Source organism: Bradyrhizobium zhanjiangense (assembly GCF_004114935.1).
GTDB classification, from domain to species: Bacteria; Pseudomonadota; Alphaproteobacteria; order Rhizobiales; family Xanthobacteraceae; genus Bradyrhizobium; species Bradyrhizobium zhanjiangense.
The window spans coordinates 4,310,314-4,333,072 of record NZ_CP022221.1 but is presented as its reverse complement, the minus strand read 5'-3'; the positions used below and the strand labels follow the sequence as shown (position 1 = coordinate 4,333,072).

General features: G+C 61.0%; 22 protein-coding genes. 7 read left to right on the top strand and 15 right to left on the bottom strand.

The window, feature by feature from the left end; all coding sequences use genetic code 11:
- The first annotated feature begins 145 nt into the window (after window positions 1–145).
- The 3 genes from XH85_RS20605 (at window position 146) to XH85_RS20595 (ending at window position 5,001) form a co-directional block, all read left to right on the top strand.
- Window positions 146–913, top strand: a complete 768-nt coding sequence (locus XH85_RS20605) for a sulfite exporter TauE/SafE family protein (protein WP_245473318.1) — start codon at window positions 146–148, stop codon at window positions 911–913.
- 59 nt (window positions 914–972) lie between these two features.
- Complete coding sequence (locus tag XH85_RS20600) at window positions 973–2,031, top strand: Cj0069 family protein (protein WP_245474173.1); 1,059 nt, start codon at window positions 973–975, stop codon at window positions 2,029–2,031.
- 567 nt (window positions 2,032–2,598) lie between these two features.
- On the top strand, window positions 2,599–5,001 hold the full coding sequence (locus XH85_RS20595; protein ID WP_128933244.1) for a 3-keto-alpha-glucoside-1,2-lyase-like domain-containing protein: 2,403 nt from the start codon (window positions 2,599–2,601) through the stop codon (window positions 4,999–5,001).
- Between the two features lie 161 nt (window positions 5,002–5,162).
- On the opposite strand, the gene XH85_RS20590 is transcribed toward XH85_RS20595, so the two are convergent.
- Window positions 5,163–7,052, bottom strand: coding sequence for a cytochrome c/FTR1 family iron permease (locus tag XH85_RS20590; protein WP_245474170.1), 1,890 nt, complete (start codon window positions 7,050–7,052; stop codon window positions 5,163–5,165).
- 356 nt (window positions 7,053–7,408) lie between these two features.
- Between XH85_RS20590 and XH85_RS20585 the strand changes: the two genes are divergently transcribed.
- Entirely contained in the window at window positions 7,409–8,398 is a 990-nt protein-coding gene (locus XH85_RS20585) for a Vgb family protein (RefSeq protein WP_208758136.1), read from the top strand.
- A 53-nt stretch (window positions 8,399–8,451) separates the two neighbouring features.
- Here XH85_RS20585 and copD read toward each other — a convergent pair whose 3' ends face one another.
- Window positions 8,452–9,384, bottom strand: a complete 933-nt coding sequence (copD, locus tag XH85_RS20580) for a copper homeostasis membrane protein CopD (RefSeq protein WP_245474168.1) — start codon at window positions 9,382–9,384, stop codon at window positions 8,452–8,454.
- Window positions 9,381–9,746 (bottom strand): copper homeostasis periplasmic binding protein CopC, encoded by a 366-nt coding sequence (copC, locus tag XH85_RS20575; RefSeq protein WP_128933243.1) that lies wholly within the window; start codon window positions 9,744–9,746, stop codon window positions 9,381–9,383. The genes copD and copC overlap by 4 nt, the downstream gene beginning before the upstream one ends.
- An 805-nt stretch (window positions 9,747–10,551) precedes the next feature.
- On the opposite strand from copC, the gene XH85_RS20570 reads away from it, so the two are divergent.
- Window positions 10,552–11,112 (top strand): hypothetical protein, encoded by a 561-nt coding sequence (locus XH85_RS20570; RefSeq protein ID WP_128933242.1) that lies wholly within the window; start codon window positions 10,552–10,554, stop codon window positions 11,110–11,112.
- A gap of 388 nt (window positions 11,113–11,500) precedes the next feature.
- Here XH85_RS20570 and XH85_RS20555 read toward each other — a convergent pair whose 3' ends face one another.
- The 8 genes from XH85_RS20555 to XH85_RS45230 all read right to left on the bottom strand — a co-directional run bounded on the left by XH85_RS20555 (window position 11,501) and on the right by XH85_RS45230 (window position 16,598).
- Window positions 11,501–12,118, bottom strand: coding sequence for an SCO family protein (locus XH85_RS20555; RefSeq protein ID WP_128933240.1), 618 nt, complete (start codon window positions 12,116–12,118; stop codon window positions 11,501–11,503).
- Between the two features lie 6 nt (window positions 12,119–12,124).
- Window positions 12,125–12,490: a hypothetical protein gene (locus tag XH85_RS20550; RefSeq protein WP_164940796.1), complete on the bottom strand. Its 366-nt coding sequence runs from the start codon at window positions 12,488–12,490 to the stop codon at window positions 12,125–12,127.
- A gap of 294 nt (window positions 12,491–12,784) precedes the next feature.
- Entirely contained in the window at window positions 12,785–13,489 is a 705-nt protein-coding gene (locus XH85_RS20545) for a TlpA family protein disulfide reductase (RefSeq protein ID WP_208758135.1), read from the bottom strand.
- Window positions 13,490–13,594: 105 nt separating this feature from the next.
- Complete coding sequence (locus XH85_RS20540; RefSeq protein WP_128933238.1) at window positions 13,595–14,038, bottom strand: DUF411 domain-containing protein; 444 nt, start codon at window positions 14,036–14,038, stop codon at window positions 13,595–13,597.
- Window positions 14,039–14,067: 29 nt separating this feature from the next.
- Window positions 14,068–15,498: a multicopper oxidase family protein gene (locus XH85_RS20535; RefSeq protein ID WP_128933237.1), complete on the bottom strand. Its 1,431-nt coding sequence runs from the start codon at window positions 15,496–15,498 to the stop codon at window positions 14,068–14,070.
- A 124-nt stretch (window positions 15,499–15,622) separates the two neighbouring features.
- A complete protein-coding gene (locus tag XH85_RS20530) occupies window positions 15,623–15,970 on the bottom strand; it encodes a hypothetical protein (protein WP_128933236.1) in 348 nt (115 codons plus the stop codon).
- A 150-nt stretch (window positions 15,971–16,120) separates the two neighbouring features.
- Window positions 16,121–16,246 (bottom strand): hypothetical protein, encoded by a 126-nt coding sequence (locus XH85_RS47400; RefSeq protein ID WP_256477618.1) that lies wholly within the window; start codon window positions 16,244–16,246, stop codon window positions 16,121–16,123.
- Window positions 16,247–16,442: 196 nt separating this feature from the next.
- The gene (locus XH85_RS45230; RefSeq protein WP_164940795.1) at window positions 16,443–16,598 is read right to left on the bottom strand and encodes a hypothetical protein; all 156 of its coding nucleotides are present in this window, start codon (window positions 16,596–16,598) and stop codon (window positions 16,443–16,445) included.
- 489 nt (window positions 16,599–17,087) lie between these two features.
- Between XH85_RS45230 and XH85_RS20520 the strand changes: the two genes are divergently transcribed.
- A complete protein-coding gene (locus XH85_RS20520; RefSeq protein ID WP_128933235.1) occupies window positions 17,088–17,744 on the top strand; it encodes a DoxX family protein in 657 nt (218 codons plus the stop codon).
- Window positions 17,745–17,871: 127 nt separating this feature from the next.
- Window positions 17,872–18,579, top strand: a complete 708-nt coding sequence (locus XH85_RS20515) for a class I SAM-dependent methyltransferase (protein WP_420837913.1) — start codon at window positions 17,872–17,874, stop codon at window positions 18,577–18,579.
- On the opposite strand, the gene XH85_RS20510 is transcribed toward XH85_RS20515, so the two are convergent.
- The 4 genes from XH85_RS20510 to XH85_RS20495 are packed head-to-tail and all read right to left on the bottom strand — an operon-like array spanning window position 18,580 to window position 22,473.
- Window positions 18,580–19,362 (bottom strand): glycosyltransferase family 2 protein, encoded by a 783-nt coding sequence (locus tag XH85_RS20510; RefSeq protein WP_208758134.1) that lies wholly within the window; start codon window positions 19,360–19,362, stop codon window positions 18,580–18,582.
- Window positions 19,326–20,405 (bottom strand): radical SAM/SPASM domain-containing protein, encoded by a 1,080-nt coding sequence (locus XH85_RS20505; RefSeq protein WP_128933234.1) that lies wholly within the window; start codon window positions 20,403–20,405, stop codon window positions 19,326–19,328. The genes XH85_RS20510 and XH85_RS20505 overlap by 37 nt, the downstream gene beginning before the upstream one ends.
- Complete coding sequence (locus XH85_RS20500; RefSeq protein ID WP_128933233.1) at window positions 20,402–21,775, bottom strand: MptA/MptB family glycosyltransferase; 1,374 nt, start codon at window positions 21,773–21,775, stop codon at window positions 20,402–20,404. Before XH85_RS20500 ends, XH85_RS20505 begins: the two co-directional genes overlap by 4 nt.
- A complete protein-coding gene (locus XH85_RS20495) occupies window positions 21,772–22,473 on the bottom strand; it encodes a TIGR04282 family arsenosugar biosynthesis glycosyltransferase (RefSeq protein WP_128955626.1) in 702 nt (233 codons plus the stop codon). The genes XH85_RS20500 and XH85_RS20495 overlap by 4 nt, the downstream gene beginning before the upstream one ends.
- Window positions 22,474–22,759: the final 286 nt, after the last annotated feature.

Here is a 22,759-nt window from a genome sequence, read left to right as displayed (position 1 = left end):
ATCTTGTAGGCAGATCAACTAATCGACCCTTCAGGGACAAAAGGTCGCTCACCGCGCACATTGAAAACGTCAATTGAGCTTTCTCGGCGTTCGGACTAGTGTGCCTCTGGGGATGTAGCAGCCTCCCCGTCAAGTGGGTCATCCCATGCAAGAGCTGTTCGCTTTGTTTTGGAGCGAACACATGGATGGGATGTCTTTTGAACTCCCGCTTTTCATCGTTGCGACCTTCGCCGGTGCGCTCGTTGCCGGCCTTTCCGGGTTTGCATTTGGCCTGATCGCCGCCTCGATCTGGCTCTACATCCTTACTCCCGTGCAAACCGCCAGCTTGATCATCGCCTTTGGGCTGATCGTGCAGGGATACTCCGTATGGAAATTACGTGGTGCTCTGGACTGGAGACGGCTCTGGCCGTTCATCCTTGGTGCAGCACCCGGCGTGCCGGTTGGGGTAACAATGTTGACCTGGGGCGATCCTGGCCACGTCCGCGCGGGTGTCGGCGTGTTTCTCGTTCTCTATAGCCTTTATGCCCTGTTTCGTCCTGCGATCGAGCCCTTGAAATCGCCGGGCACCGCAGTCGATGCCGTTGTCGGATTCCTCAACGGGGCGCTGGGCGGCATCACTGGGCTCGCCGGAATCCTCGTCACAATCTGGTGCGGACTGCGCGGGTGGCCCAAGGATGTGCAGCGTGCGGTGTTTCAACCCGTTGCGGTGGCGACGTTCCTACTGAGTGCGCTTTGGATCGGCGCCAAAGGTGCGTTGAGCGCGGAGACGATCAAGCTCTTTCTGATCGGACTGCCGGCCCTGTTCGCCGGCACTTGGCTTGGTCTCAAGTTGTTCGGCCGTGTCAGCGAGGCCGCATTCCGCAAGATTGTATTGGTGCTGCTGTTGGCTTCGGGCGCGGTCCTAGTCGTCTAGCGTTACGACAGATCCGCCCGCACCTTCTGTGCATAACCAACACTGAAGCCGATGGATCAATGAATCAGGAGACGTTTTCCATGCTTGAACCCACAGCTTGCCTCGGCCGCACCGCCATCCTGTGGCGCGGAGATGAAGCGGCGCGCCGCAGTGCCTCGCCAGAGACCAGCCGGTTCAGTGCCGTATTCGCGGCGCTCGCCGATGTCGGCGTTGATGCGGAACCGGTGGTCTATGAGGACGATGTCCTCGACGCCGTCCGAACACAGCTCGCCACGTTCGATGGCGTGCTCGTCTGGGTCAATCCGATTCACGAGGGGCGCAACCGCGCCAATCTTGACGCGCTGCTGCGCGAGGTCGCGGCGCGCGGCGTCTGGGTGAGCGCCCATCCCGATGTCATCCTCAAAATGGGCACCAAAGAGGTGCTCCATCGCACCCGCATTATGAGCTGGGGCTGTGACACGGCCCTCTATCGAACGCTCGAGCAGATGAGTGTGGAGTTGCCCTTGCGACTCGCCGCAGGTCCGCGCGTGATCAAGCGCAACCGCGGTAATGGCGGCCAGGGTGTCTGGAAAGTCGAGGCGCTGGCAAGTCCACCCGACGGGCTGATGGTACGCGTGCTTGATGCCACCAAGGAAGGATCGGAGGACATCGCATTGGACGAGTTTCTTAAGCGGTGCATCGAGTATTTCGAAGACGGTCCTGTGATCGATCAGCCGTTCCAGCCACGCCTGAGCGAAGGGGTGGTCCGCTGTTATATGGCAGGCGATCGCTGCGCGGGCTTCGGCTATCATAAGGTCAAGGCCCTGGTTGACGAACCGACCGCGCGCGCGAAAGCCGGACCGCGGCTCTATGCCAACAAGGCCGACCCGCGCTTCCAGGGCCTGCGCCGGTTGATGGAAGACGAGTGGACGCCGCAGCTGACTTCCTTGCTGGACATCCCGAGGAGCGATCTCCCGATGATCTGGGATGCAGACTTCATGCTGGGCCCGCCTTGCTCCAACGGGAGCGACAGTTACGTGCTCGGCGAGATCAACGTCAGTTCAGTCTTCCCGATCCCGGATGACGCGCCGGCAGAGATCGCCCGCCGCGTCGCGGATAGACTGCAGGCGAAGCTCTGAATGTCGACTGTGTCATAGCTTCGGAAGCTGACCACATCACGCTGCTCGGGTCCGGCGTGCAGCCAGCGCAGGCGCTGAGTGTCTCTTTGTTCGCTCGCGTTGACGATGCGATCGAGCGGCAACGCATTTCGGTCTGGCTCTCGGTTGACCGGCGGCTCACTCACAAGGCCGCTATGCGCCCAAGCGGCCTTCCCGGCCAAGTCGCAGTTTCACCCGCAGGCGACTGGCAGCATTTCTGTCGTTCTGGCGCTTAGGTCTGCTTCTGTGGAGCAGCTCACTGCAACCGCCGCGAAGTCTATCAGCCCTGCGAGATCACCCGCGGGGTCACGGAGCTGAAATCGCACTCATGTGTGAACCGGCTCACCAATCGTGCCGGCAATTTGTCGTATCATTTCTCCAAGATCGCGCTCCAAGCGTGTGGCAGGTCTTCGTCGCGCGTCTCGCTTGACCCCTGAGGCGCCTCCTCTGCCTTGCTGCGGAGGCGCGGCCTAACGATCGAAAGCGACACGGCCGGACCAAACCGTCTCGCGCACCGCGGCGATCTCAACGCTTCGAAAGGAACTCTCCATGCTCACCTTTCTGCGGCAAGACGCTTCCATTCCGGTCGATATTCAAGACACCGAGTTCACGCGGGATCTGCTCGGCCGATACGTGTGCAGCACCTATGACGAAGCAGCGAATAACGGCGGCAAGCCGTTTGATGTAGTTGTCATCGGCGCAGGCATGTTCGGCGCCTATGTCGCCGACAAGATCTATCGCGGCAGCGCCGACCAGAACCTCCGGGTGCTCCTGCTCGACGCGGGAGGCTATTTTGCTTCAACGCACGTGCAGAACATGCCGCATCTCGGGCTGAATGCGCCGGATACCGCGCTGGTCACACGTAACGATCAAGATCCGGGTGGGCGCAATGGCGTCTGGGGCATTCCTTGGCACAGCAACGAGCCGTTCACCGGGCTAGCCTACTGCCCGGGAGGCCGATCGCTGTTCTGGGGAGGCTGGTCTCCGCGGCTCACGCCGGCTGATCTGGCTGCGTGGCCCAAAGGCGCGCGCGATTTTCTGACAGCGAACTACCCGGACGTCGAGTTCGAAATTGGCGTTCAGGACAAGGCGGACTACCTCTCGGGTCCGCTCAATGCGGCGGTCAATGCAGCGCTCCAAAGCGTGGCGAGCGGCGCGAACATTCCCAATGTGACCGTCGATGTCGTCGAAGAGGCCCCGATCGCGGTGCAGGCAGGCTCACCGGGGCCCGGCCTCTTTTCCTTCGACAAATTCAGCAGCGGACCCATGCTGCTGGAGAGCATCCGCGACGATATCGCGAAACGTTGGACGTTGAACGATAATTCGCGGCGGCGATTCTTCCTCGTTCCGCGGTGCCACGTGATCCGGCTACAGAACAGCGGGGGCAAGGTCACGGGCATCGATCTCACCTACAATGGTCAGTTTCGATCGCTCTCCGTTCCGACAAACCTCAGTCCCGATTGCCAGGTCATTCTGGCGGCGGGGACGATCGAGTCGACACGGCTGGCGATCGAGTCGTTCCCGATCAATCGTGGTGCGTACAGCATGGGCGCCAACTTTATGGCGCATCTGCGCACGAATCTGACCGTGCGCGTCAAGCGCAGCGCGCTCGGGCTCGGAGCGGTCACCACACTTGAGCAGGGCGGAGCCATCGTGCGCGGCGAGATCACGAATCCGGACGGCAGCAAACGCCGGTATCATTTCCAGGTGCTCGCATCGGCAGAGAAAGGACAGAACCCGGAAGCAACGATGTGGACTATGGTGCCCGACATCGACCTGTTGCGGAACCTGCTTTCGAACGAGGACCCGGATTGGGTGGCGATCGTTTTTCGCGGTCTCGGTGAAATGGACGGCGACAAGAGCGCAGGCCCGGGCGGCGTCACGAGCTTCGTGAACCTCACCAATGCGGCCGATCCGCTTCAAAACGACGGCATGAGCGCGCGCGCGTGGGTCAATTTCACGCCGACGCCAAACGACTACGCGGCCTGGAGCAAACTAGCCAGCGCGGCGGTCAGCCTGGCCGGACGCCTCGGCAAGAACGCCGGCGACGTTCAGTACCTGTACAATGGCGGCTGGCAAAGCACCCCGCCCGCCGATCCGTTTGGTGCCACCAAGGACCAGTTGGGCAATACGCATCACGAAGCGGGCACGTTGTGGATGGGCGAGGATCCGGCCACATCGATCACCGACTCCAACGGACGATTCCATCACATCTCCAACGCCTATGTTGCTGGCCCTGCTGTGTTCCCCACCGTCGGCTCGGCGAATCCGTCTTTGACCAGCCTTACGCTCGCGCGTCGGACGAGCGCCGCCGTCGTTGCGGCATCGACGCCGACGCCTTTGGCGCGTTTCAAGCCGCTCTACGCAGGAAGCTTGGCAGACTGGCAGATGTCGGGGTCCGGAAGCTTCCTGCAGGTGTTCGACATTCTCGAGTCCGTCGGCGGGCCCGGATTGCTCTGGTACACGCGCGAGAGCTTCTCCGACTTCGTGCTCGAGCTGGAATGGCAATACGCCAACCGCACGGACAACTCCGGCGTTTTCATCCGCGTGCCCAACCTGAACAGTTCGAATCCGAACGATTGGACGGCCGCAATCGACCAAAGCTACGAGATCCAAATCGATCCCCGTGGATACAACTCCGAAAAGAATATGGAGAACGATCCGCTGCGAAGCACGGGCGCCATTTACAACATCAGTGCCGCGACCCGCAGCGATGTTGCGAAAGGCCCGTGGCAATGGAACAGGTTCCTGATTGAGGCGGTCGGAAACCGCATCAAAGTGACGCTTAACGATGTGCTCGTGAACGACTTCACGGATCCCACGTCCCGGTCTCTTCGCGGCCACATCGCGCTACAAAACCATCACGATGGATCGAAGGTGCAATTCCGCAACATCCGCATCAAGACGGTGTTGCCGGGAGTCACCGAGCTGCCTGTCCCAAGGGTCGCCTAGTCTTCGCCGTTCTGCACAAGATGGGGCGCTCCGCCGGAGCGCCCTTGGCAGTTGCGCGATCTGCGTCGGAGGGCGGTCGCATTTGCTGTGATTTCAACGGCTTATCGAAATGGGCAAAACCGACTTCGTCATCCTGGTCACTGCCACCGCCAGGCCTCATCCTATGCGACCTTTCGACGATTGAGGCCGAAGCCTATCGCCAGAGCCGCAATCATGAGTAGCTGGGCCGCGACCGTTTGCGTGGTTGGGAACAGACCAACCAACGAGATGCGTGGCACCAAGCGTAACGGCGCGATGCTAACGATGCCGGCCTCTTGCAGGGCTGCGATGCCCTTGCCAGCCAGCACGACCGTCAGAACCGCCATGAGCCACGAACTGTAGGTGAAGAACTTGCCGATTGGCAGCCGGCGACTATAGCGCAGCATCGCCCACGCGATAAGCGCCAGCGCCGCGCACGCGCTCAGCGCGCCTGCGAGTATCACGCCGCCGTTTCCCTGGGTCCATAGCGCCGCGTAGAAGAGGATCGTCTCGAATACCTCGCGGTAAACCACGATGAAAGCGAGCCCGAACAGAAACCAGGCCGAACCACCGGACAACGCCTTTGCCATCCTTTCGCGAATGTAGCGCTGCCATTGATCGGCTTGTGCCTTGCCGTGCATCCAGATGCCAACCGATAGCAGAACGACGGCGGCGATCACCGACCCGAATCCCTCCGTCAGCTCCCGGCTCGCGCCGCTGATTCCGACCACCCAGGTCGCAACGACCCAGGTCAAGAAGCCGGCGACGAGCGCGCCTACCCAACCCGCATGGACGTAGGGCATGACCTCCATCCGCTCGGCCTTGCGGAGGAAGGCGATCATCGCAACGACGATCAGCAGCGCTTCCAGTCCTTCGCGCAGCAGGATCGTTGCCGCTCCGAGAAACGTTGAGAGGCCGCTTGCCGCATTGGGGGAAAGCGACGCCTCTGCATCATCGAAAAGATCGTCGAGGACCTGTACGCGATCGGCGAGCGCATCGGCATTTTCTCCGCTCTGGATGGCGGCACGGTAGTCGCCCATCGCGCCCTCGATCCGCTCCAGAAGCGCACGATTGCGCGCCCCCAGCGCCGGTTCGACCGGCTCAAACCCATCGAGATAGGCAGACAAAGCCAGCTCGCCCGCATGCTGGCGGTCCCCCGCACGATAGGCGGCAAGGCTCTCGGTCAAGCGGCCGCGCACCAGCGACAGGGATCCGGTCTGCTGCTGCGTGACCGTTTCTGGATGGCGACGCAAATAGGCCATGAGAGCGTCGGCCTTGTCCTGTCCGATCTTGCTCGCGAGCGCTGCGGGCGTCGTCCCGACGAGCGTCTTCAGATCGGGAACGAGCCTATGAAGCGAGGCGTCCTGCTTCCACAGCCGCTCGCCTTCGGCCGCAGCGGCATCGACGAAGGCGAAATGACTGGCGTAGAGGGCCAGCGCCCAACGGTCATCGGTCGGAAGGCCGTCGAAGCTCGGCATCGCCGCACCATCAAGTCCCTGGGTGATCACCTGATAGAGGGCGAACACGCTGCGCTGGCGAGCACGCTCGGCGTCCGTGAACGCTATGGGCGGCGTATCAAGCTTGACGGCATCTGGTCCATGGCCGTCGCCCGCGTCTCCATGGCAGGCGGCGCAGTTCTGACCGAACAACGCGGCGCCGCGTGCGAAGTCCGGAACCTTGTTCGGCGCCAGCGGCACGGGGTAGGTCGCCAGCAACGCAGCCGCCAGGCCATGCGCTATAGCTGCTACCTGCTCGGCGTCAGACTTGTCTGCGATGGCGCGCTGCAGGCGGGCAGCTTCCGTCGCAAGCGCTTGCCGTTCCGGCTTAGGTGGGAGTGCAGCGATCTTTGCGGCAACGGTCGCCGCGAACTCATTCTGCTCGGCATATTCGGAAGGGCTTAATACCGAGCCATGTGATACGGCGCCGGCGTAATCCACCGCAATGTAATCCAACAGTCGCCACGTGGTTTCGACATCGCTCGTCTCGGCCCTCGCTGCGCCGCAGAATACCAGAGCGACCAGCGTGGCAAGCACTGCGAGACGCGGCGGTAAAGATAGCATGCTCACCGGGATGCCAAATTGAAGTTGGGTCCGAGGACGGTCGTACCGCCGGTTTCGGATCGGTGCAATTTGAGACGTTCTAATTCAGCTCCAGGTCAACTTCTTTTGAGGCATGTGCGCCGGCCTTCTCGCCGCGGTAAGCGCTCCCGCTAACCGCGCCGGGCGAGTAGCGGCGACGACAGCAAGCGTCGCCTTTGCGCCATCGGCTCCGCCCTTCTCCGGCGCGCCAGCAATTAACGCGATACGGCGTCCGAAAGACTGCTAGACTTAAGTTTCGGAGTTCGTGAGATCGTGCTTCGGCGCAAGGCCCACCCTACGTGGAGAAGGCCATGAGATTTGCGGTCGCTTCATTGTTGCTGGCAATTGCGCTTGGATTGGGTGCGGCCGTTGGAATTATGCCTGCTGCTGCCCAGACCTTCACTGAATTCATGCTGCCTCCCGCCAGCCGTCCGTCCGCAATCACCACTGGACCAGACGGTGCGCTCTGGTTCACCGAGGCAGCGGGCAAGATCGGGCGAATGACCATCGATGGCAACATCACCGAATTCCCGATCAAGGGCGGCGGCGTTTTGCATTCCATCACGACGGGGCCTGACGGCGCGCTGTGGTTCACCGAGTTCACGGCGAAGAAGATCGGGCGCATTCCGACGACCGCCACCGTCGAAAACCTAAAGCTGACCGAATTCGCAATCCCTGGATCGACGGGACCACTTGGCATCACGACCGGGCCAGATGGCGCCTTGTGGTTCACCGAAGCGGTTGGAGATAAAATCGGGCGGATCGCGACGACCGGCGAGGTCACCGAATTCAGGATTCCCAACGCCAGGAGCGGCGCGATCGCAACTGGGCCCGACGGCGCGCTGTGGTTCACATATTTTCGCGGCAAAGTCGGGCGGATGACTACAACGGGCGCGGTCACCGAGTTCACGATCTCCCCAGAGAATAGTAGCCCCGGGGGTATTACGAGCGGACCAGATGGCGCACTGTGGTTCACCGAGTCGGTTAGTGGCAAAATCGTGCGAATGACCACCGATGGCGAGATGACCGAATCCCTTCCTAATCCTGATGCCCAGCCATGGGGCATCGCGACGGGGCCGGATGGTGCCTTGTGGTTTACCGAAGCCAGTTGCGTTCGCCAGCAAGCTTCGCGCTGCATCGTTGGCAACAGAATCGGTCGGATCACGACCAGCGGTTCAGTCACCGAGTTCGCGATTCCTTCGGACGGTAGCGAAACCCACAGCATCACGACCGGGCCGGATGGCGCGCTGTGGTTCACTGAGTATTATGGGAGCAGAATCGGACGCTTGGTGCTTCCTTGATCGTCAACGGTTCGTTGCGATTGCACGATCGGCGTCCCCACGATGCATTAACTTCACGAACCATGCATGGCGGGGTCTAATGTCCCCAACACGCTGACGACGCCTACGACGACTAGGCCCACCACCTGCTCCCCAAGAACGTGACCGCGAAGCTTTGCCAGCATGCTTTCGGACCCGTTCGCAGTCGGCGATTGGGCCATAGCCGGAACAAGCCAGAACCGGTTGGCGGCAGCCAACAGCACCATTAGAGCGAACAGCCCCGATTTCACCAACAGCAACTGACCGTAAGTCGTAGAGATCAAGTGCGACAGAGAGCCGACGAGGAACCAACTATTGATCGAACCGGAGGCAAGGAGGACCGCTACCGCAGCGTAGCCCATTCCTGAGAAGCGCGACAAGACGCGCACGACTCCTCTATTCGGTACCCTGACCTTCTGATTGGAAGCGAGAAAGAGACTTAGAGGTAAAAGACCGCCCAGCCAAGCGCCAGCCGCAAGCAGGTGCGCTACGTCGCTAGTGACGTGAATGCGTGCCGAGGTCCCTTCGTTGACCTGGGTGTGCCCAATTCCGGCCAATGACGCGAGGAGGATCGCTGCGAGAAACGTCACAATTGCGATCGCACGACGGTTCAAGTGAGATACGCCAGGCAACTGGATCGCCGCAACGAGGAGAATCATAAGCGGTGCGCGCACCGCCCATACGTGACCGAAATCGGTGTCCCATAGCACTGATGCCAACGTGTCACGATCCACGGCGTCTGCAAGCTCCCCGGACATGTTCGCCACGGTCAAGCCGAACCAGGCAAGGCCGCTTAAGAGCGCGCCAAGCGCGGCCGTGATCAGGATAGGATTCAGTTGGCGCCCAAGTCGCTCTGAGCTGTCGGCGCTCAGGCACGAATAGAGCGGGAAGAGTGCAGCACCGAAGGAAATAATGACGCAGGCCAGATGAACGAAGCGGGCGCCAACGAGGCCCGCCTCCAGCATCATTGCGAAACCTTGAACGAGAAGTGGCCCTTCACCTTGTGGGTATCGGCTGAAACAGCATGCCACTCGACGTCGTAAATTCCGGCAGACAGCGACTTGACGATCGGAACGACAAGCTGTCGCTTATCATTCGGATCGATGGATGGACTTTCCGTCTGGATGAGAGCGCCCCTGCTGTCCTTGATTGTCAGCCCTGAGAATTTAGGGATGACATTCTCGCTGAAGGTCAATCGAACCTCTTTCGGAGGCGGTACCGTGGCATCCTGTCCGGGATTGCTGGCTTGGAGGGCCGGGTGAGCGTAGGCCGATCCGGCCATGAGACCACTCACAAGAATAGCCAAGCTCGCGACAACACGTAGCATCATTCTCTCCTACCCAATTCGCACTCGTTCGGCCTAATTCGCGCACGTTTGGATATCGCCTTATGTCCAAATCCGGTCGCCGTATCAGCCTTTTTCGCTGGGCACAATCCATTTGCGGCGCAAGGCGCCTGCGGATCATGTCCTAGTCATCGTGATCGCCACCATTCCAGTCATGGTGCGGGCCACGGTGCCAATCGTCATGGCGCCCCTCGTGCGGGCCGTTGTGCCTGCCATAGTGCCAGCCATAGTACGGATCCCAATGGAACCCGCTGTGCTGACCATAATGCGGTCCGGAGTGCCAATCGTGGTGCCAGCCGGAGTGCCAATCGTGTTCGCGGGGTCGGTACCAGCCTTCCTCATCATGGGCACTCGCGGCGTGCGTCAACGTCACAAGTAGCGCGGCTGCGCCGAGGAGGCACAACACCGGTCTTAGGCTCTTCTTTTGAAGCTCGTTCGCGTCCATCATCGTCCTCCGCAAGCGTGAACTGACTCGGAACCGTAAGAGATCCGATGGACATTTTCGAAGAGGCGAGCTGAACGAGATCGGAACGGCAAGTTTAATCTTGGTTCATCGGCCCCTGCCCGTCCGGCACGATTGGACCGACGGACTTCACCTCCGGATTGCCGCCTCCATTTGGCGCAAGCGCGTTGCAGCAATTGCGGTCGCGTCCCTGAAACTATGGAGCGGCATCTGCATAAGCATTCCGCTCGCGCTTCGCGCGGGTGTAAAATGTCAGCAGAATGTGCGTCCCGTCGTCGGATTACTGGTCGAGATCAGGCAGGCCCTCAACAACCAGGAGTAACGACCATGAAAACCACCACTAATTTGTGCTTGGGGGCGGCGTTGGTTCTCTGCATCGCAACCTCGAGCTCAACTCTCGCCATAGCTCAAGGAATGCAAGGCATGGGTGCCGACATGATGCAAGAAGGCAGCGCGTCCAGGGCTACAACTTCCAACATGCCCGAGCATGGGATGAGACAAGGCATGATGGATTCCGGGATGATGCGACGCGGCATGGAGCAAGGCATGATGTGTCCGATGATGGGCGGCATGATGCAGGGCGGCATGGGCCAAGGGATGATGGGGTCCAACATGATGGGGCAAGGAATGATGGGCTCCGACACGACGCGCGGCGGCACAGGCGGAATGTTTGGATCGCACGTGACCCCGATGATGAACCTGTCCGTCGAGGACGTGCGAAGCTATCTCGGCGTGCAGCTCGAGCGGCTCAACAATAAGCGGCTGAAGATTGGTAACGTCAGTGCCGACGGCGGGAGTATTAGTGCCGCGATCGTTACTGTCGACAATTCACTTGTGCAAAACCTGAAAGTCGACCGCCACACAGGGACCATTGAGTACGAAAACTGAAGCAATTTCTCGCCGGATGAGAGTTGGATGCAATCTGTCCCGCTGTGCCGATTGCGATAAGCCCCCGCTGGGTGGCCTGTCTGAGAAATGCGAGGAGATCAGCGCGTTGCTGATCATTCTTGATCCCTGCGAACGTCATCTCATTGCCGGGTACGAAATGTTGCGGGTCCTTAAGCCACTGGTCGAGGGTGCCGGTCTCGGGCTTCGCCGTTATTGATCAATGTCAAGTAGGCTGCGCCGGTCTTCGCTCCTCCGGGCGTTGCTCGCGCCCATGGGCGCTCGACTACGACTGAACTCGCGCTTGAGGTCTGCCCGTTAACCTGAGCGCCGGCTATCAAAGCCAATGCGATGCTCAAGATCAGCTTGAATGGTCGTTTCATCAATCATCCTATCCGTTCTTGTGGGTCATTTGCTTGCGCAGCCAAGCAGCAATCTCTTCGCCGCCTTCGCTGCTCTGGATCACATTCGCGAATCGCCCCTGTGGATCCATCAGATAGAGGTACGCGCTGTGCGAGACCGGATAATCGGTGTTATCCACTTCGGATTTCTGCGCTTCGGCGTACACGCGATATGCCTTCAGCACGCCGTCGATCTGCGCCTGGTTTCCAGTCAGGCCGACAATGCGAGAATCAAATGACTTCAGGTAATCAGTCATGACGACAGGGGTGTCGCGCTGGGGGTCGACCGTGATAAAGAGCGGTTGGAGCTCGCTGGCATTTGGGCCAAGCTTTTCCAAGGCCGCGCTCATGTTGGTGAGCGCGGTCGGACACGCATCCGGGCAGAAGGTGTAGCCGAAGTAGATCAGAAGCCACTTGCCGCGGTAGGTCTCATCGCTCACTGTCTTGCCGTCGGTCGTTACCAGCGTGAACGGCCCGCCAATCGCTGCCGTGCCAGACGTGACGACCTTCGGATACGGAGTCGCCACAAACCATGCCTCAGCCAGCGCGATCGCGCCGGCGGCCGCAACAAGAGCTATGATGGTCAGGCGTCTGGTTCGTGTCTTCATCGACAGCTACTGTTTGGCCTTGGCATCCGGCGATCGAGGAGCGCGCCACTGGTCGTTGGGTCGGCCACCGCTGTCATCTCTGCCCATCATCGCGCCGCAATGGTTCATCATCCCTATCCGTTCCATCATTCCGCTCCCCCGCCCCATCATTCCGACCATCGTCGTGGAGCTGGACGAGGCGTGATCGTCGGCATAGAGAGCCGGAGCCATGGTCATCGCGGCGACCGAGAACGCGGCGAATACAAGCAGAGTTCTAGCGGTTGATTGCATGTTCGGTCTCCTTTCGTCGGTTTCCGATTTCCGCAGGCTCGCCGCGCGTTCTTTCGGCGGCGTCCCCAGGATTTCGGTCTGGACCCCGACCCTGAGCGACATCTGCCGTTGCCTGGTCAAAGACCGGAGAATTCGTTGCCTGCCAGCCGACATTCGCTGCGCTTTGTGATGTGGAGGTTGTGCAAGAGCGGCCGATCAGGCGGTTCATGCACAGACCGAGCCCGCACATCACCAAGCATGGCAGTACGCTCAGCAGGACGGGCGCAATACCGGCAGCCACGAGCCAGTTCCATCCGAACGCGGTTGCCGGCGATCACGGCGATAACCGCGAGGACAACCAGTACGCGCCGCTCCCCAAGATAACGCCAGGGCCGCCACGCGCGTACAGCAGAGATATCATCTGCTCTTATTTTCGTCTGAGGAGTCATCAGCTGTTTCTCTATCGAGGATCACTTCGTTAATGGGCGACATCAGCCAGTCGAACACACGCCGGAGCAGGCCGAGCGACGTGTGCCATCGATCAGGGTCTTGCCGCTGAGCGAAGCGATCGCCGGTATTGGTCATGACGGCTCGGAGCGTGTCGGCGATTTCTGGGGAATCCCACTCGGCCGGGCCAAGCGCGCGCCCGACTTCCTGGCCAGCGCGATCGATAATGAGCGTCGTCGGCAAGCCGATCGCGCCTACAGCATGCAACGCCTGCCCGGAAGGGTCGGTGTAAACGGCAAGGTTGCGAATGGTGACCTCGGAGTAGAACTTGCGGACGGCTTCGTGCCCGCCGCGATCCACCGAGAGAGGTACAACTTCGAGCTCGGCCCCGCCCAAGGCCGCTTGCAGCCGATCGAGCGCGGGCATTTCCTTTCGGCAGGGCACGCACCAGGTGGCCCAGAGATTGAGGACCACGACCTTTCCTTTGAAGTCAGCCAGACTTCGCGGTCGGCCTTCCTCATCACTGAACTGAACAGCGGCGACAGGTCTTGGGCTGTTATGCAGGACCACCTTTTTCGCTGGCTCCTGAGCAACGGCCAATTGAGTGGCCGCTGCGAGTGCGATTGCGACAGCGATCGCGGACTGAATCCGGCCGATACAGGGGACAAGCATCATTGCTGCTCAACCTTTCCGATCGATGGCAGGATCGCATCCACAAGCCGTTTGGGGACGATCGTTGGCCAACGTGCTTGTGGGGCGATGCCGCCCGCTACCGACTGGCTACACGGTGGCGTAGACGGTCGGTGCCTTGCCATCCTTGGTCACGGCGTAGATGACGAATTTCTGCGTCTTGGGGCCGGTCATGCCGGGGGAGCCGGTCGGCATCCCGGGAAGGGTGATCCCCGCAATCGGCGGCCGCTCGGACAGAAGCTTACGGACCACCTCCACCGGGACATGCCCATCGACCACGTAGTTGCCAACGAACATCGTGTGACAGCCCTGATACTTCGCTGGCACGCCGGCGTTCTCGCTGATCTCGGCGAGGTCGTTAGTGGGCTTCACATCAACGGTAAAGCCGTTCTGCCGCAGGTATGCGGCATACCCCTCGCAGCAACTGCATTGCGGGTTCTTGTACAAGGTCGCTGGGGTTGGCGCGGCAACCACCGGCAGCGGCAGCAGGAGCGTCGTTAGCGCAGTACCAAGGAAGAATGTCCGCCTGTTCATGTAGTTTCTCCTTTGCAAGAGCGGGTTGGTTATGCAACGCGCAGCACCGTCATCATTCCCGACACCTGGTGGTCGGTGACATGGCAATGCAGCATCCAGTCGCCGGGATTGTCGGCGACAAAAGCGATCTCGACCGTCTCTTTCGGCCGGACGAGAACGGTATCGGCCCACTGCCGGTGCGGCACCGGTGCGCCGTTGCGGCTCAGGACGCGGAAACTGTGCCCGTGGAGGTGCATCGGATGCCACCAAGCGGTCTCGTTGCGCATCGACAGCACGCAGCTTCGTCCGCGCCGGAGCGTAAACAGCGGCGGCATCCCAGCGTGACCGTCGCCTGTCATCGAATGACCATTGATGGACCAGTTGGCTTGGTTGTCCATGCCCATCATTCCGCCCATCCCCATCATGCCGCCGCCACCCATCATGCCGCCCTGCAGCCGGAGTTCGCGCAGTTCGGCGTTGGTCAGGTCCGGCTCTGGCAACGGATTGCGCGGCAAACGGAGCGGTGAATCGAGTGGATGCGCGCGGAGCGGCGGCTCGTCTTTGTAAGCGAGTTGAGTGAGCCAATAGGACAGGTCGTCGTAGAAATCGTCGACCACGCGGTATCGCCGTCCCGGTTCACCCTGCATATCGAGGATAAGGTCGACGCGCATTGCGGGAGCAAGAAGCAGACGCCCATTGTCCGGCTCATGCGGTTCGCAGGGCTGGCCGTCGATCGCGACGATTGTCGGACGGTGGCCCTCGAACCGTAGGGCCATGATGCGCGCGAGCGAGGTGTTGACGAGGCGGAGGCGAACGCGTTCCCCTGCCCGTACCGGCTCCTCTTCCGAGACCACGCCGTTTACCGTGACTGTGTTGCCGACGCGCCCGGACATGGCGGCTTCCATGCCGTTGCCGAATCCGGGCGCGATCTGCGCGTTGGATCTAAGCCGCCAGTCGCTCAACACCCAAACAAGGTCGCGGTCGACCGGAACGGGTTCCGGCTCTTCAATAATCAGAGCACCGGCCAGGCCACGGCCGAGTTGCTGCAGGCTGTCGGCATGCGGGTGATACCAGAACGTGCCGGCGTCGGGCGGCGTGAATTCGTAGGTGAAGGCTTCGCCAGGCTTGATCGGCGGCTGCGTCAGGCCGGGAACGCCGTCCATGGCATTCGGCAGACGTATGCCGTGCCAGTGGACGGTCGTATCTTCCGGTAACTGGTTTCGCACCACCAACCGAACGGACTCGCCTTGGCGGAGCCGGATGTCGGGACCAGGGATGCGATTCCCGTAACACCAGACATTTGTTTCCGTGTCAGGCGAGCCAACGAGGGACACGCGACCGAGCGCCGCGGAGAGCTCAATAACCTTGGGTTCTACCGGTGCGGCTCGCGGTATTCCCGGGAACAGGGCGGAGGCCGCAACTGCGGTACCGCCTAGCAGTAGTGCGCGGCGACTGATCGTCGGACTCAAATCGGAATGCATGAAAGCCGATCCTGGACGTTGATCCGATGCCCGTGGCCAAGAGCCCACGTGCGTCATCACGATGCGCTGTCGATGCGGTGGGCATCGCGCGCCAAAGGTCAACATCGCGACCAGCGATGCGCCTTTAGTTCAGGACGGCAGGTCTGGGAGGATACGGGTCAGGCGGGATCGTATGCCCCGCAAGAATTGGGCTGAAGCAATCTCGCGCCGTCTCGACCGAGGACAGCTCAAACAGCGGTCCAAAGACGGGCAAGGCCACGAAACTTCCGCAAAAGGCGGAGCATGCCGCGGCCGTCATGGCCTTCTGATCGTCGCCGCAGCCCTGACATTTGCCTTTCATCGGCATGTCGGTCGCGGCAGCCATGACCATGCTCACGTCAGCATGCGCAGCACGTATGCCATGCGGAACCAGCCCCACGATGAACGTGAGCGCCAGCAGCAATCTCATGACGCGGCCGAGCTTCACCGACATACGACTAAGATAACGACCAGCGCCGAGAATAGCTAGGCCATCGGCAGGAGCCGCAAGATCAACCGGCGCTGCGGTTCACGGGTTTGTGAGCCCGATATCCTGCCAGTAACAGGCTGGCTTTCGATCCCCATCTGCGCCCGGTGGCACTGCTTACGGTCCCGAGAGGTATTTAACGAGCGCCGCAATGCCGAGAATGAGAAGGATGAGGATGAGTACTCCGATCAGACCCATCCCCCAACCCATGCCACCCATCATGTTCATCATGCCATCCATCATGCCTCACACTCCCTAAGTAGCCCGATGGCTTGGCTCGTTCATCATGCGCAGCATTGCCGGACCGCCGGTCCTTAGAAATCTCCAGACAAGCGCAGTTGCTAGCGCGAGAACGGCGATATTCAACACGGTGGTGTAGTTGAGTGCGATCGATGCTTCAGTCACCTTGGCGTGGCGGGCCACACCGCGGCCCAGTCCATCACAAAATAGTGGCTGATCGCGAAAGATCCGGTCGGAAACCCATTTTCAAGTAAATAATGCTGATGCCGGCATGCCGCGCTGCAGCCAAGTCGCGAGCTTTGGGCGCAATGGCGTTTCGGATGCCGGAAATGTCGACGCCCGCAAGCGCGAACATCCCGCCCTCAGAGCCAAGTCATTCTGCATATCGACAACGATGACGGCGCTCTGTGGGTTGATGGAAAGAGCCTCAGGCTTCGCTTCGATAACGATCTGCCCGGATGATCGCATTTCGTCGTCCCCTTGAACGAGCACTGAGGGTACGCTTAGAGCATCGCGCCGACAATCCACATAGCGCGTCGCGAAACGCCACTGATACAACGTCCGCACCTGGACTTGGCCCCAACTTGGACCTCTGGCGCGGTCCGCTATCGTGCCCACTATCAGGAGTACGCCGAACCTCATATGCGCCTTGATCTCCGGCTGGACGCTGACTACGCGGATCGCCACCCTTGGTCTCGGCTTCGCGGATGAGGCGTTTCAGGCGCTGGCTACAGCCAGTTGCTCCGACGGACAGAGCGCGGCGAAGTGAACCCGCGCACGCCGAGACGGAGTTGCGGACGCGGACACTGTGGAGTTACTGTGCACTGCTCCGGAGCATGCGCCTATGCCCACAAATCCCTTCATCGATATCGGTCATTTCCTGAGTGCGATGACGGGCGACTATCTCAGTCTCGGAAACTGGCGCTATCTGATCCTGGCGCTGTTCTGGGCGCTGCTATTCGCCAGCATTGCAGTGGCCTTGCGGAATTGGCAGGAGGATTCGGAGCAACGTACCGGCCGACATCTCGGAATCTGGCTGGTTCGGGTGCTGGTCGGCTGTATGTGGTTTCAGGGCATGTTATGGAAGCTGCCGCTACCTCTGTCGGGCGGTCTGCAATACTGGACCGAACAGGAATCGACCAACGCGGCGTTCGAGTTTCACCGCAGCTTCATGAAAGATGTCGTGCTCCCGAACATGTCCATCTTTGGGCCAATCGTCTTTGTTGCCGAGCTGGCATTCGCTGGGTCGATGATGCTCGGGCTTGCGGTGCGATTGCTGGGCGTGCTGGCCATCGCCTATGTGCTGCAGCTCTGGCTCGGCCTGTATGGCAATTCGTCCGAGTGGCCGTGGACGTACATGTTTTTGGCCATGCTGATGTTCCTGTTCACACTCGATGGCGCCGGCCGCAGTCTCGGCCTTGATGCCTGGTTGCGCCGCCAAATCCCTGCGGTGCGCGACGGGAAGGGATTAATCGGCAGGTTTTTCCACATGGCGGGGTAGTTGCGATCGTGTGAGTGAGAGAGTGACGACGTTGAGCCAACCTCGTGAACTCACAAGAGCCGACCAGCCGCACGAGATGCATGGCGGGCATTTGATCGCTCTATTTCGCGCAGCCTCGCTTCTTGCGATGCTGGGCCCAACTTGCGCGTACGCGGCCGATATCGGTTATCTGGCCCCATCAGGGGTCTCGGCATCGGAGTTCCCCTCGCCCCAGCGCCCGGTTGCGCCGATTGTCAGCCCAGGCCGCTCCGACGAGAGGCACCGTGACTCCCTGGATGAGACCGGCGAGATTGCTCGGCGTCTTATGTTGAAGCCCGGCATGACAGTCGGTGATATCGGCGCCGGCCGTGGCTACCACACGGTTCGGCTCTCGCCCCTCCTCGCCTCCAAAGGCTCCGTCATTGCTGAGGACGTCACCCGAGATTACCTCATCGAGCTCGCCAAGCGCGTCGAGCGTCTTCGACTGACAAACGTCACATTAGCGCTGGGCGAACCGCACGACCCACGCCTGCCCGCCTCCTCGCTGGATGCTGCCATCCTCGTGCACATGTATCACGAGATCGCCCAACCCTATGCCTTTCTCTATAATCTCGCGCCTGCCTTGAAACCGGGCGCGCGGATCGGAATTGTCGACCTTGAGCGTCCGACCTCCGAACATGGCACGCCAATTGAGCAGTTGCGTTGCGAAGCGAGCGCCGTCGGTTATCGCGAGATCGCCACATATCAGCTCGCAGGCGATGGCGGATACCTCGCTGTCTTCTCCCCGCCGAATAAGGAAAATCGAAAGTCTCCCCGGGATATCGGGGCCTGTGAAGATCGTGCCGGCACGCACTGACTAGCTCCTCTTGCCGTGGTCTCGCAGCTCGAACGCGAGACGAACAAACGTCGCCGAAATCGACCAGGCTGCCTTGATGCCGGCGATGAGATTGCCGGAGACCTTCGACACTCCGCCGATTCGGCGCCGCTGTCCGACAGCGATCTCAAGCTTCGGTACACGCGCCGCGGCGACCCGCATCAACATCTCCAGATTCCAGCCAAATGTCTCTTCCTTCATATTGAGACGTATGAGCGCATCCCGCCGGATAGCGCGAAACGGCGACAGATCCGTGAAGTTTGCGCCATAGACGAAGCGCAGCAGAAACCTGCCGACGTGGGCAGCGATGACCTGCTGTGGTGCCAGGCTGCCGGGCTCACGTGGGCCGCGAACACGCGAGCCGAGTACGAAGTCGGCTTGCCCAGCAATGATCGGCGATACCAGATCAGGAATGAATTCCGCAGGATCGCTGCCGTCGCCGTCGAGGAAAACCAGAATGTCGGCGTTATCGCGCACAGCGGCGATGCCAGCCTGGATCGCGCGCCCGTAGCCGCGTCGCGGCTCGACAATTACGCGCGCTCCGGCGGCCTCAGCGCGCTCGACCGTACGATCTCGCGAGACCCCGTCGACCACGATGACCTCGCTTACATTCTGGCCGAGCACCGCCGTCACGACCCCGCCGATGGCTGCTTCCTCATCAATGCAGGGAATGATCGCCGAAACCACCGGCCGGCGCTCGCTCTGTTCGCTCTCCTTGATCACCTGGCTCACAGGCTCCAGCGCAGGCCGCAATTGGCGCAGCACTTGGGTGGCTCGTCTGACAAGAGCGCTGCCCGAAAGTGCTGGTAGGCGGGCCCATTCCAGATGTCCCGCAGGGCCTGCTGCCGGGCATGACCGAGGGTGTAGTTGTCATAGCCATGCTGCGAGAACGGCGCGATACAGCATGGCAGCGCGCGGCCATTGGCCGTAAAGTACATCAGCGACCATGGCCGCCGGCAGAGCGACCATGGCGAAAGGTCTCCGCCACCCTTGAGGCTTAAGCTGGGCTCGCTCGTTGCGCCCGATGCGCTGAAGGTCATGCCAAGGGAGCGCGCGAGCTCCTCAGCCTGCTTCAGGTACGCCGCTTCCTCCTCCGTCAGGCGCTCGAACAGCGCCTGATCCGGCCGCGCCTTGCCAATGGCGGATTCATCGAAGAATACGAGCCGTTGCAGATAGACTTCCTTGACGCTGATCTCAGCCGCAATTTGCACAAAGGCCGGAAGCTGCTCGACAGTCTCTCTCAGACCGGTCAGCCAGAAGGATACCAGCGGCTTAGAGTGGCCCTCCCGCTCCTGTAGTTCGCGAAATGCTCGCACGTTGCGGATGATGCGGCCGAAATAATCTCTGCCGCGGATCGCCTTGAAGCTCTCGCGATTTGACGCGTCGAGAGAGACGCGCAGTTCATCAAGGCAGGCGTCGATCAGCGCACGGCCGTTGCGCTCACTGAGAACCGTTCCATTTGTGTTGAAGACGACATAAACGCCACGATCCTTCAGGTATCCGACCATGCGGGGCAGTTCAGCGACCAGCATCGGCTCGCCGACGCCGTGCAGAACCGCCCGCGCAAGACCGGGGACCTGATCGACAATCGATACGAACAAGTCCCAGCTCATGTCCGCCGGCGGCTCGAGCTGCTCGTAGGTGCGCGGGCAAGTGGTGCACAAAAGATTGCAGCGGTTCGTCACCTCCAGATAAAGGCAGACTGGCGGGCGCTGGGCGACCTCGGTGCGCTCGCCCGCGACCGACTCGTGGTAGCGGCGCGGGTCGAACGGCGCGTGAGGGTTTTGCGCGTCGCGGGAAAGGCTCATTGCAACAGCCTTGCCTCTATGGTCCGCGGCATGCGGGTCCTCCAGACGACGAAGGCCCAAGCCAGCAAAAGACCTCCAAACAGGATTGATTTGCTTACCACCCTTGGAATGTAGAAGTCCCAGTCGAGTTGTTCGGATAGCAACAGCGCTCCGATCGAAACGACCCAGCTGGGCGCGGAGCCGCACAAGGCGGCAAACGGCGCAACAATCAGAAAATACCAGGGGTAGTTGGGCGACCACAACAGGAAAGCAAGAAGCAACAGCATGTTAATGTCGGCAACACGCGACGCGATGCTGTGATCAGAGCTGCGGGCAACCGTGAGCCCCTTGAGCATGAGGACCAGTCCGGCCAGTGCCACGTAGACGGCAACGTCGCGCTCATGCTCGCCGAACACAAGCCGCCAGAGCGACAACAGCCAGATATCGTTGCCGGCAACGATCCCCTCTTGGTTGAAATAGCCCTTGGTCAGGAACCCGAGAACGCCCCAGCCGACCGACAGATAAGGAAGGTAACAAAGCGCGATGACGGCGATCACAACGAGCGGCATTTTAGGGTCCCACGGCCGCCAGATCCCGGCGAGCACCGGCGCCGCATACGGTTTCACCAGCGTCGATAACGCGATCACGGCGGCCCCGCGCAGAGCGGAGCCGGTCAGGGCAATCCATAGGCCCAGCAGCACCAGCGCGACCATGAGCGCGTCGACGTGGCCGCTGTTGGCGATCTCCCACAGCGGCAGCGGATGCCAGAGATAGGCGATCACGCGCGTCACCGGGCGGTGCATGCGCCGCAGCAGCAGCATGATCATCGTGACGGTGACGGCCTCGCACCCCAACAGTGCGAGGCGCATCGTCGTCACGCTTTCACCAATCCGCGTGACAACGAGGAAGAAAAACTGCGCGACGGGAGGATAGATGGTGACGGCAGAGTCGGCCCGGTTGATGTGCGGCAAGATCGCCCCGTCGCGCAGCGATGCCAATGCCTCATGAGCCGGGAAATAGCGGTACGGATTGATACCTGCGGCCTGAACCCTGCCATCCCAGACATAGCGATAGATGTCATTGGACAGAAGGGGATCGAACGCCAGCACATAGGCTCTCAGAACGATCGCCAATCCAAAAATGAGCCATAGCGCGCGATCGGGTGGAGCCTGTTCGGCAATACTTGTCGCGAAGATCGTCAGCAGACCTGCAAGAATGGTCAGAGCAATGAAGGCATTATCACCGGCTGCCTCGAAGGCAAAGGGGGTCACCAGAGTGAGATCAAGCAGGATAACGCCAATACCGGCCAGCCGATGAAGCGGAGGCATTGTGGTGACCGAGCGCGCCAGTCCGCCGAATTGACTCGCAATGGTTCCCGCAATTGGCTTCATGGGTCTATCCGCTGCGCAGCCTTGAGAAAAACTCGGCTCGCCCGCGCCAGACCACCGCCGCGAAAGCGCGCCGAATTGCCGGCCAATTCGTCCTTAAGCCAAGTTAGCCCTTCAATGTCGTCGATATCGTACCATTCCGGCAGCAGTATCGTGGCAAGTCCGATCTCGGCGGCGCGATCGCATGTGCTGCGAGCTACAGTCTCCGTCCCCCATGCGATGCGCGTGAATAGCTGCCGATGTGGGCGCTTTAACCCAATGAGGTAATAACCGCCATCGCTTGCTGGCCCGAGCACCATTCTGTCGCCGGGCTCGCGAAGAGCTTCGATAGCCCGGACCAGGAAACGGGCAGGAAGGGTTGGGCTGTCGCCATTGACGAGCAAAACGCAGTCGTGTCCGTCGAGGAGATCGCGCGCGGCACCGAACAGCACATCTCCGAGATCGTCACCGACTTGCAGCAGAAGCCCGAACGTTGCGGGAAGCAGCTCCCGCATGATGTGCTCGACCCCCGCGGGCGCATAGACACCATAGCCGCGCCTGCCGAGGCTCTCCGGGACCGTCTCGATGGCGTCGGCGACGTCACGCAGAAAGCAAGCCGAGAGCTCCGAGGCGGCAACCGCGCCAATAGCCGTCGCAAGCCTGGTCTTTGCGCGGCCAGGCTGCGGCGCCTTACAGATGATCCCAATCGCCGCAACGCTCATAGCAGGAGCCGGGGCCGCGGGCGATCGGCCGGGATCGCGATCAATTGCCGCCACGCCAGGCAAACCTCCTTACGCAATCGCCGGTCGCTCGCAGCGCTTTTCGCGACAGCGGACCAGCGCCGCCCCCTGCTGCGATGATTGTCTCCGCCGGCCGCAGCCGGAACAAGCAAAAGGTGCGACCGACGTCTAAAAAATATCCTCCGGGTGACGTAACCAGATCGCTTTGAGCGGCGTAATAATTTGGGGGTACTTTGGCGTGGAGAAACCAACAGCGAGTATACGGAAG

Excerpts from the sequence above, each read along its gene's own strand:
- XH85_RS20600 (WP_245474173.1), top strand. The coding sequence starts at position 973 with ATGAATCAGGAGACGTTTTCCATGCTTGAACCCACAGCTTGCCTCGGC.
- XH85_RS20550 (WP_164940796.1), bottom strand. The coding sequence starts at position 12,490 with ATGTCGCTCAGGGTCGGGGTCCAGACCGAAATCCTGGGGACGCCGCCG.
- XH85_RS20500 (WP_128933233.1), bottom strand. The coding sequence starts at position 21,775 with ATGAAGCCAATTGCGGGAACCATTGCGAGTCAATTCGGCGGACTGGCG.
- XH85_RS20515 (WP_420837913.1), top strand. The coding sequence starts at position 17,872 with ATGCTGGGCCCAACTTGCGCGTACGCGGCCGATATCGGTTATCTGGCC.
- XH85_RS20545 (WP_208758135.1), bottom strand. The coding sequence starts at position 13,489 with ATGATGCTTGTCCCCTGTATCGGCCGGATTCAGTCCGCGATCGCTGTC.
- copD (WP_245474168.1), bottom strand. The coding sequence starts at position 9,384 with ATGATGCTGGAGGCGGGCCTCGTTGGCGCCCGCTTCGTTCATCTGGCC.
- XH85_RS20605 (WP_245473318.1), top strand. The coding sequence starts at position 146 with ATGCAAGAGCTGTTCGCTTTGTTTTGGAGCGAACACATGGATGGGATG.
- XH85_RS20570 (WP_128933242.1), top strand. The coding sequence starts at position 10,552 with ATGAAAACCACCACTAATTTGTGCTTGGGGGCGGCGTTGGTTCTCTGC.
- XH85_RS20495 (WP_128955626.1), bottom strand. The coding sequence starts at position 22,473 with ATGAGCGTTGCGGCGATTGGGATCATCTGTAAGGCGCCGCAGCCTGGC.
- copC (WP_128933243.1), bottom strand. The coding sequence starts at position 9,746 with ATGATGCTACGTGTTGTCGCGAGCTTGGCTATTCTTGTGAGTGGTCTC.
- XH85_RS20535 (WP_128933237.1), bottom strand. The coding sequence starts at position 15,498 with ATGCATTCCGATTTGAGTCCGACGATCAGTCGCCGCGCACTACTGCTA.
- XH85_RS20540 (WP_128933238.1), bottom strand. The coding sequence starts at position 14,038 with ATGAACAGGCGGACATTCTTCCTTGGTACTGCGCTAACGACGCTCCTG.
- XH85_RS20530 (WP_128933236.1), bottom strand. The coding sequence starts at position 15,970 with ATGTCGGTGAAGCTCGGCCGCGTCATGAGATTGCTGCTGGCGCTCACG.
- XH85_RS20520 (WP_128933235.1), top strand. The coding sequence starts at position 17,088 with ATGCCCACAAATCCCTTCATCGATATCGGTCATTTCCTGAGTGCGATG.
- XH85_RS47400 (WP_256477618.1), bottom strand. The coding sequence starts at position 16,246 with ATGATGGATGGCATGATGAACATGATGGGTGGCATGGGTTGGGGGATG.
- XH85_RS20505 (WP_128933234.1), bottom strand. The coding sequence starts at position 20,405 with ATGAGCCTTTCCCGCGACGCGCAAAACCCTCACGCGCCGTTCGACCCG.
- XH85_RS20555 (WP_128933240.1), bottom strand. The coding sequence starts at position 12,118 with ATGAAGACACGAACCAGACGCCTGACCATCATAGCTCTTGTTGCGGCC.
- XH85_RS20585 (WP_208758136.1), top strand. The coding sequence starts at position 7,409 with ATGAGATTTGCGGTCGCTTCATTGTTGCTGGCAATTGCGCTTGGATTG.
- XH85_RS20595 (WP_128933244.1), top strand. The coding sequence starts at position 2,599 with ATGCTCACCTTTCTGCGGCAAGACGCTTCCATTCCGGTCGATATTCAA.
- XH85_RS45230 (WP_164940795.1), bottom strand. The coding sequence starts at position 16,598 with ATGTTCGCGCTTGCGGGCGTCGACATTTCCGGCATCCGAAACGCCATT.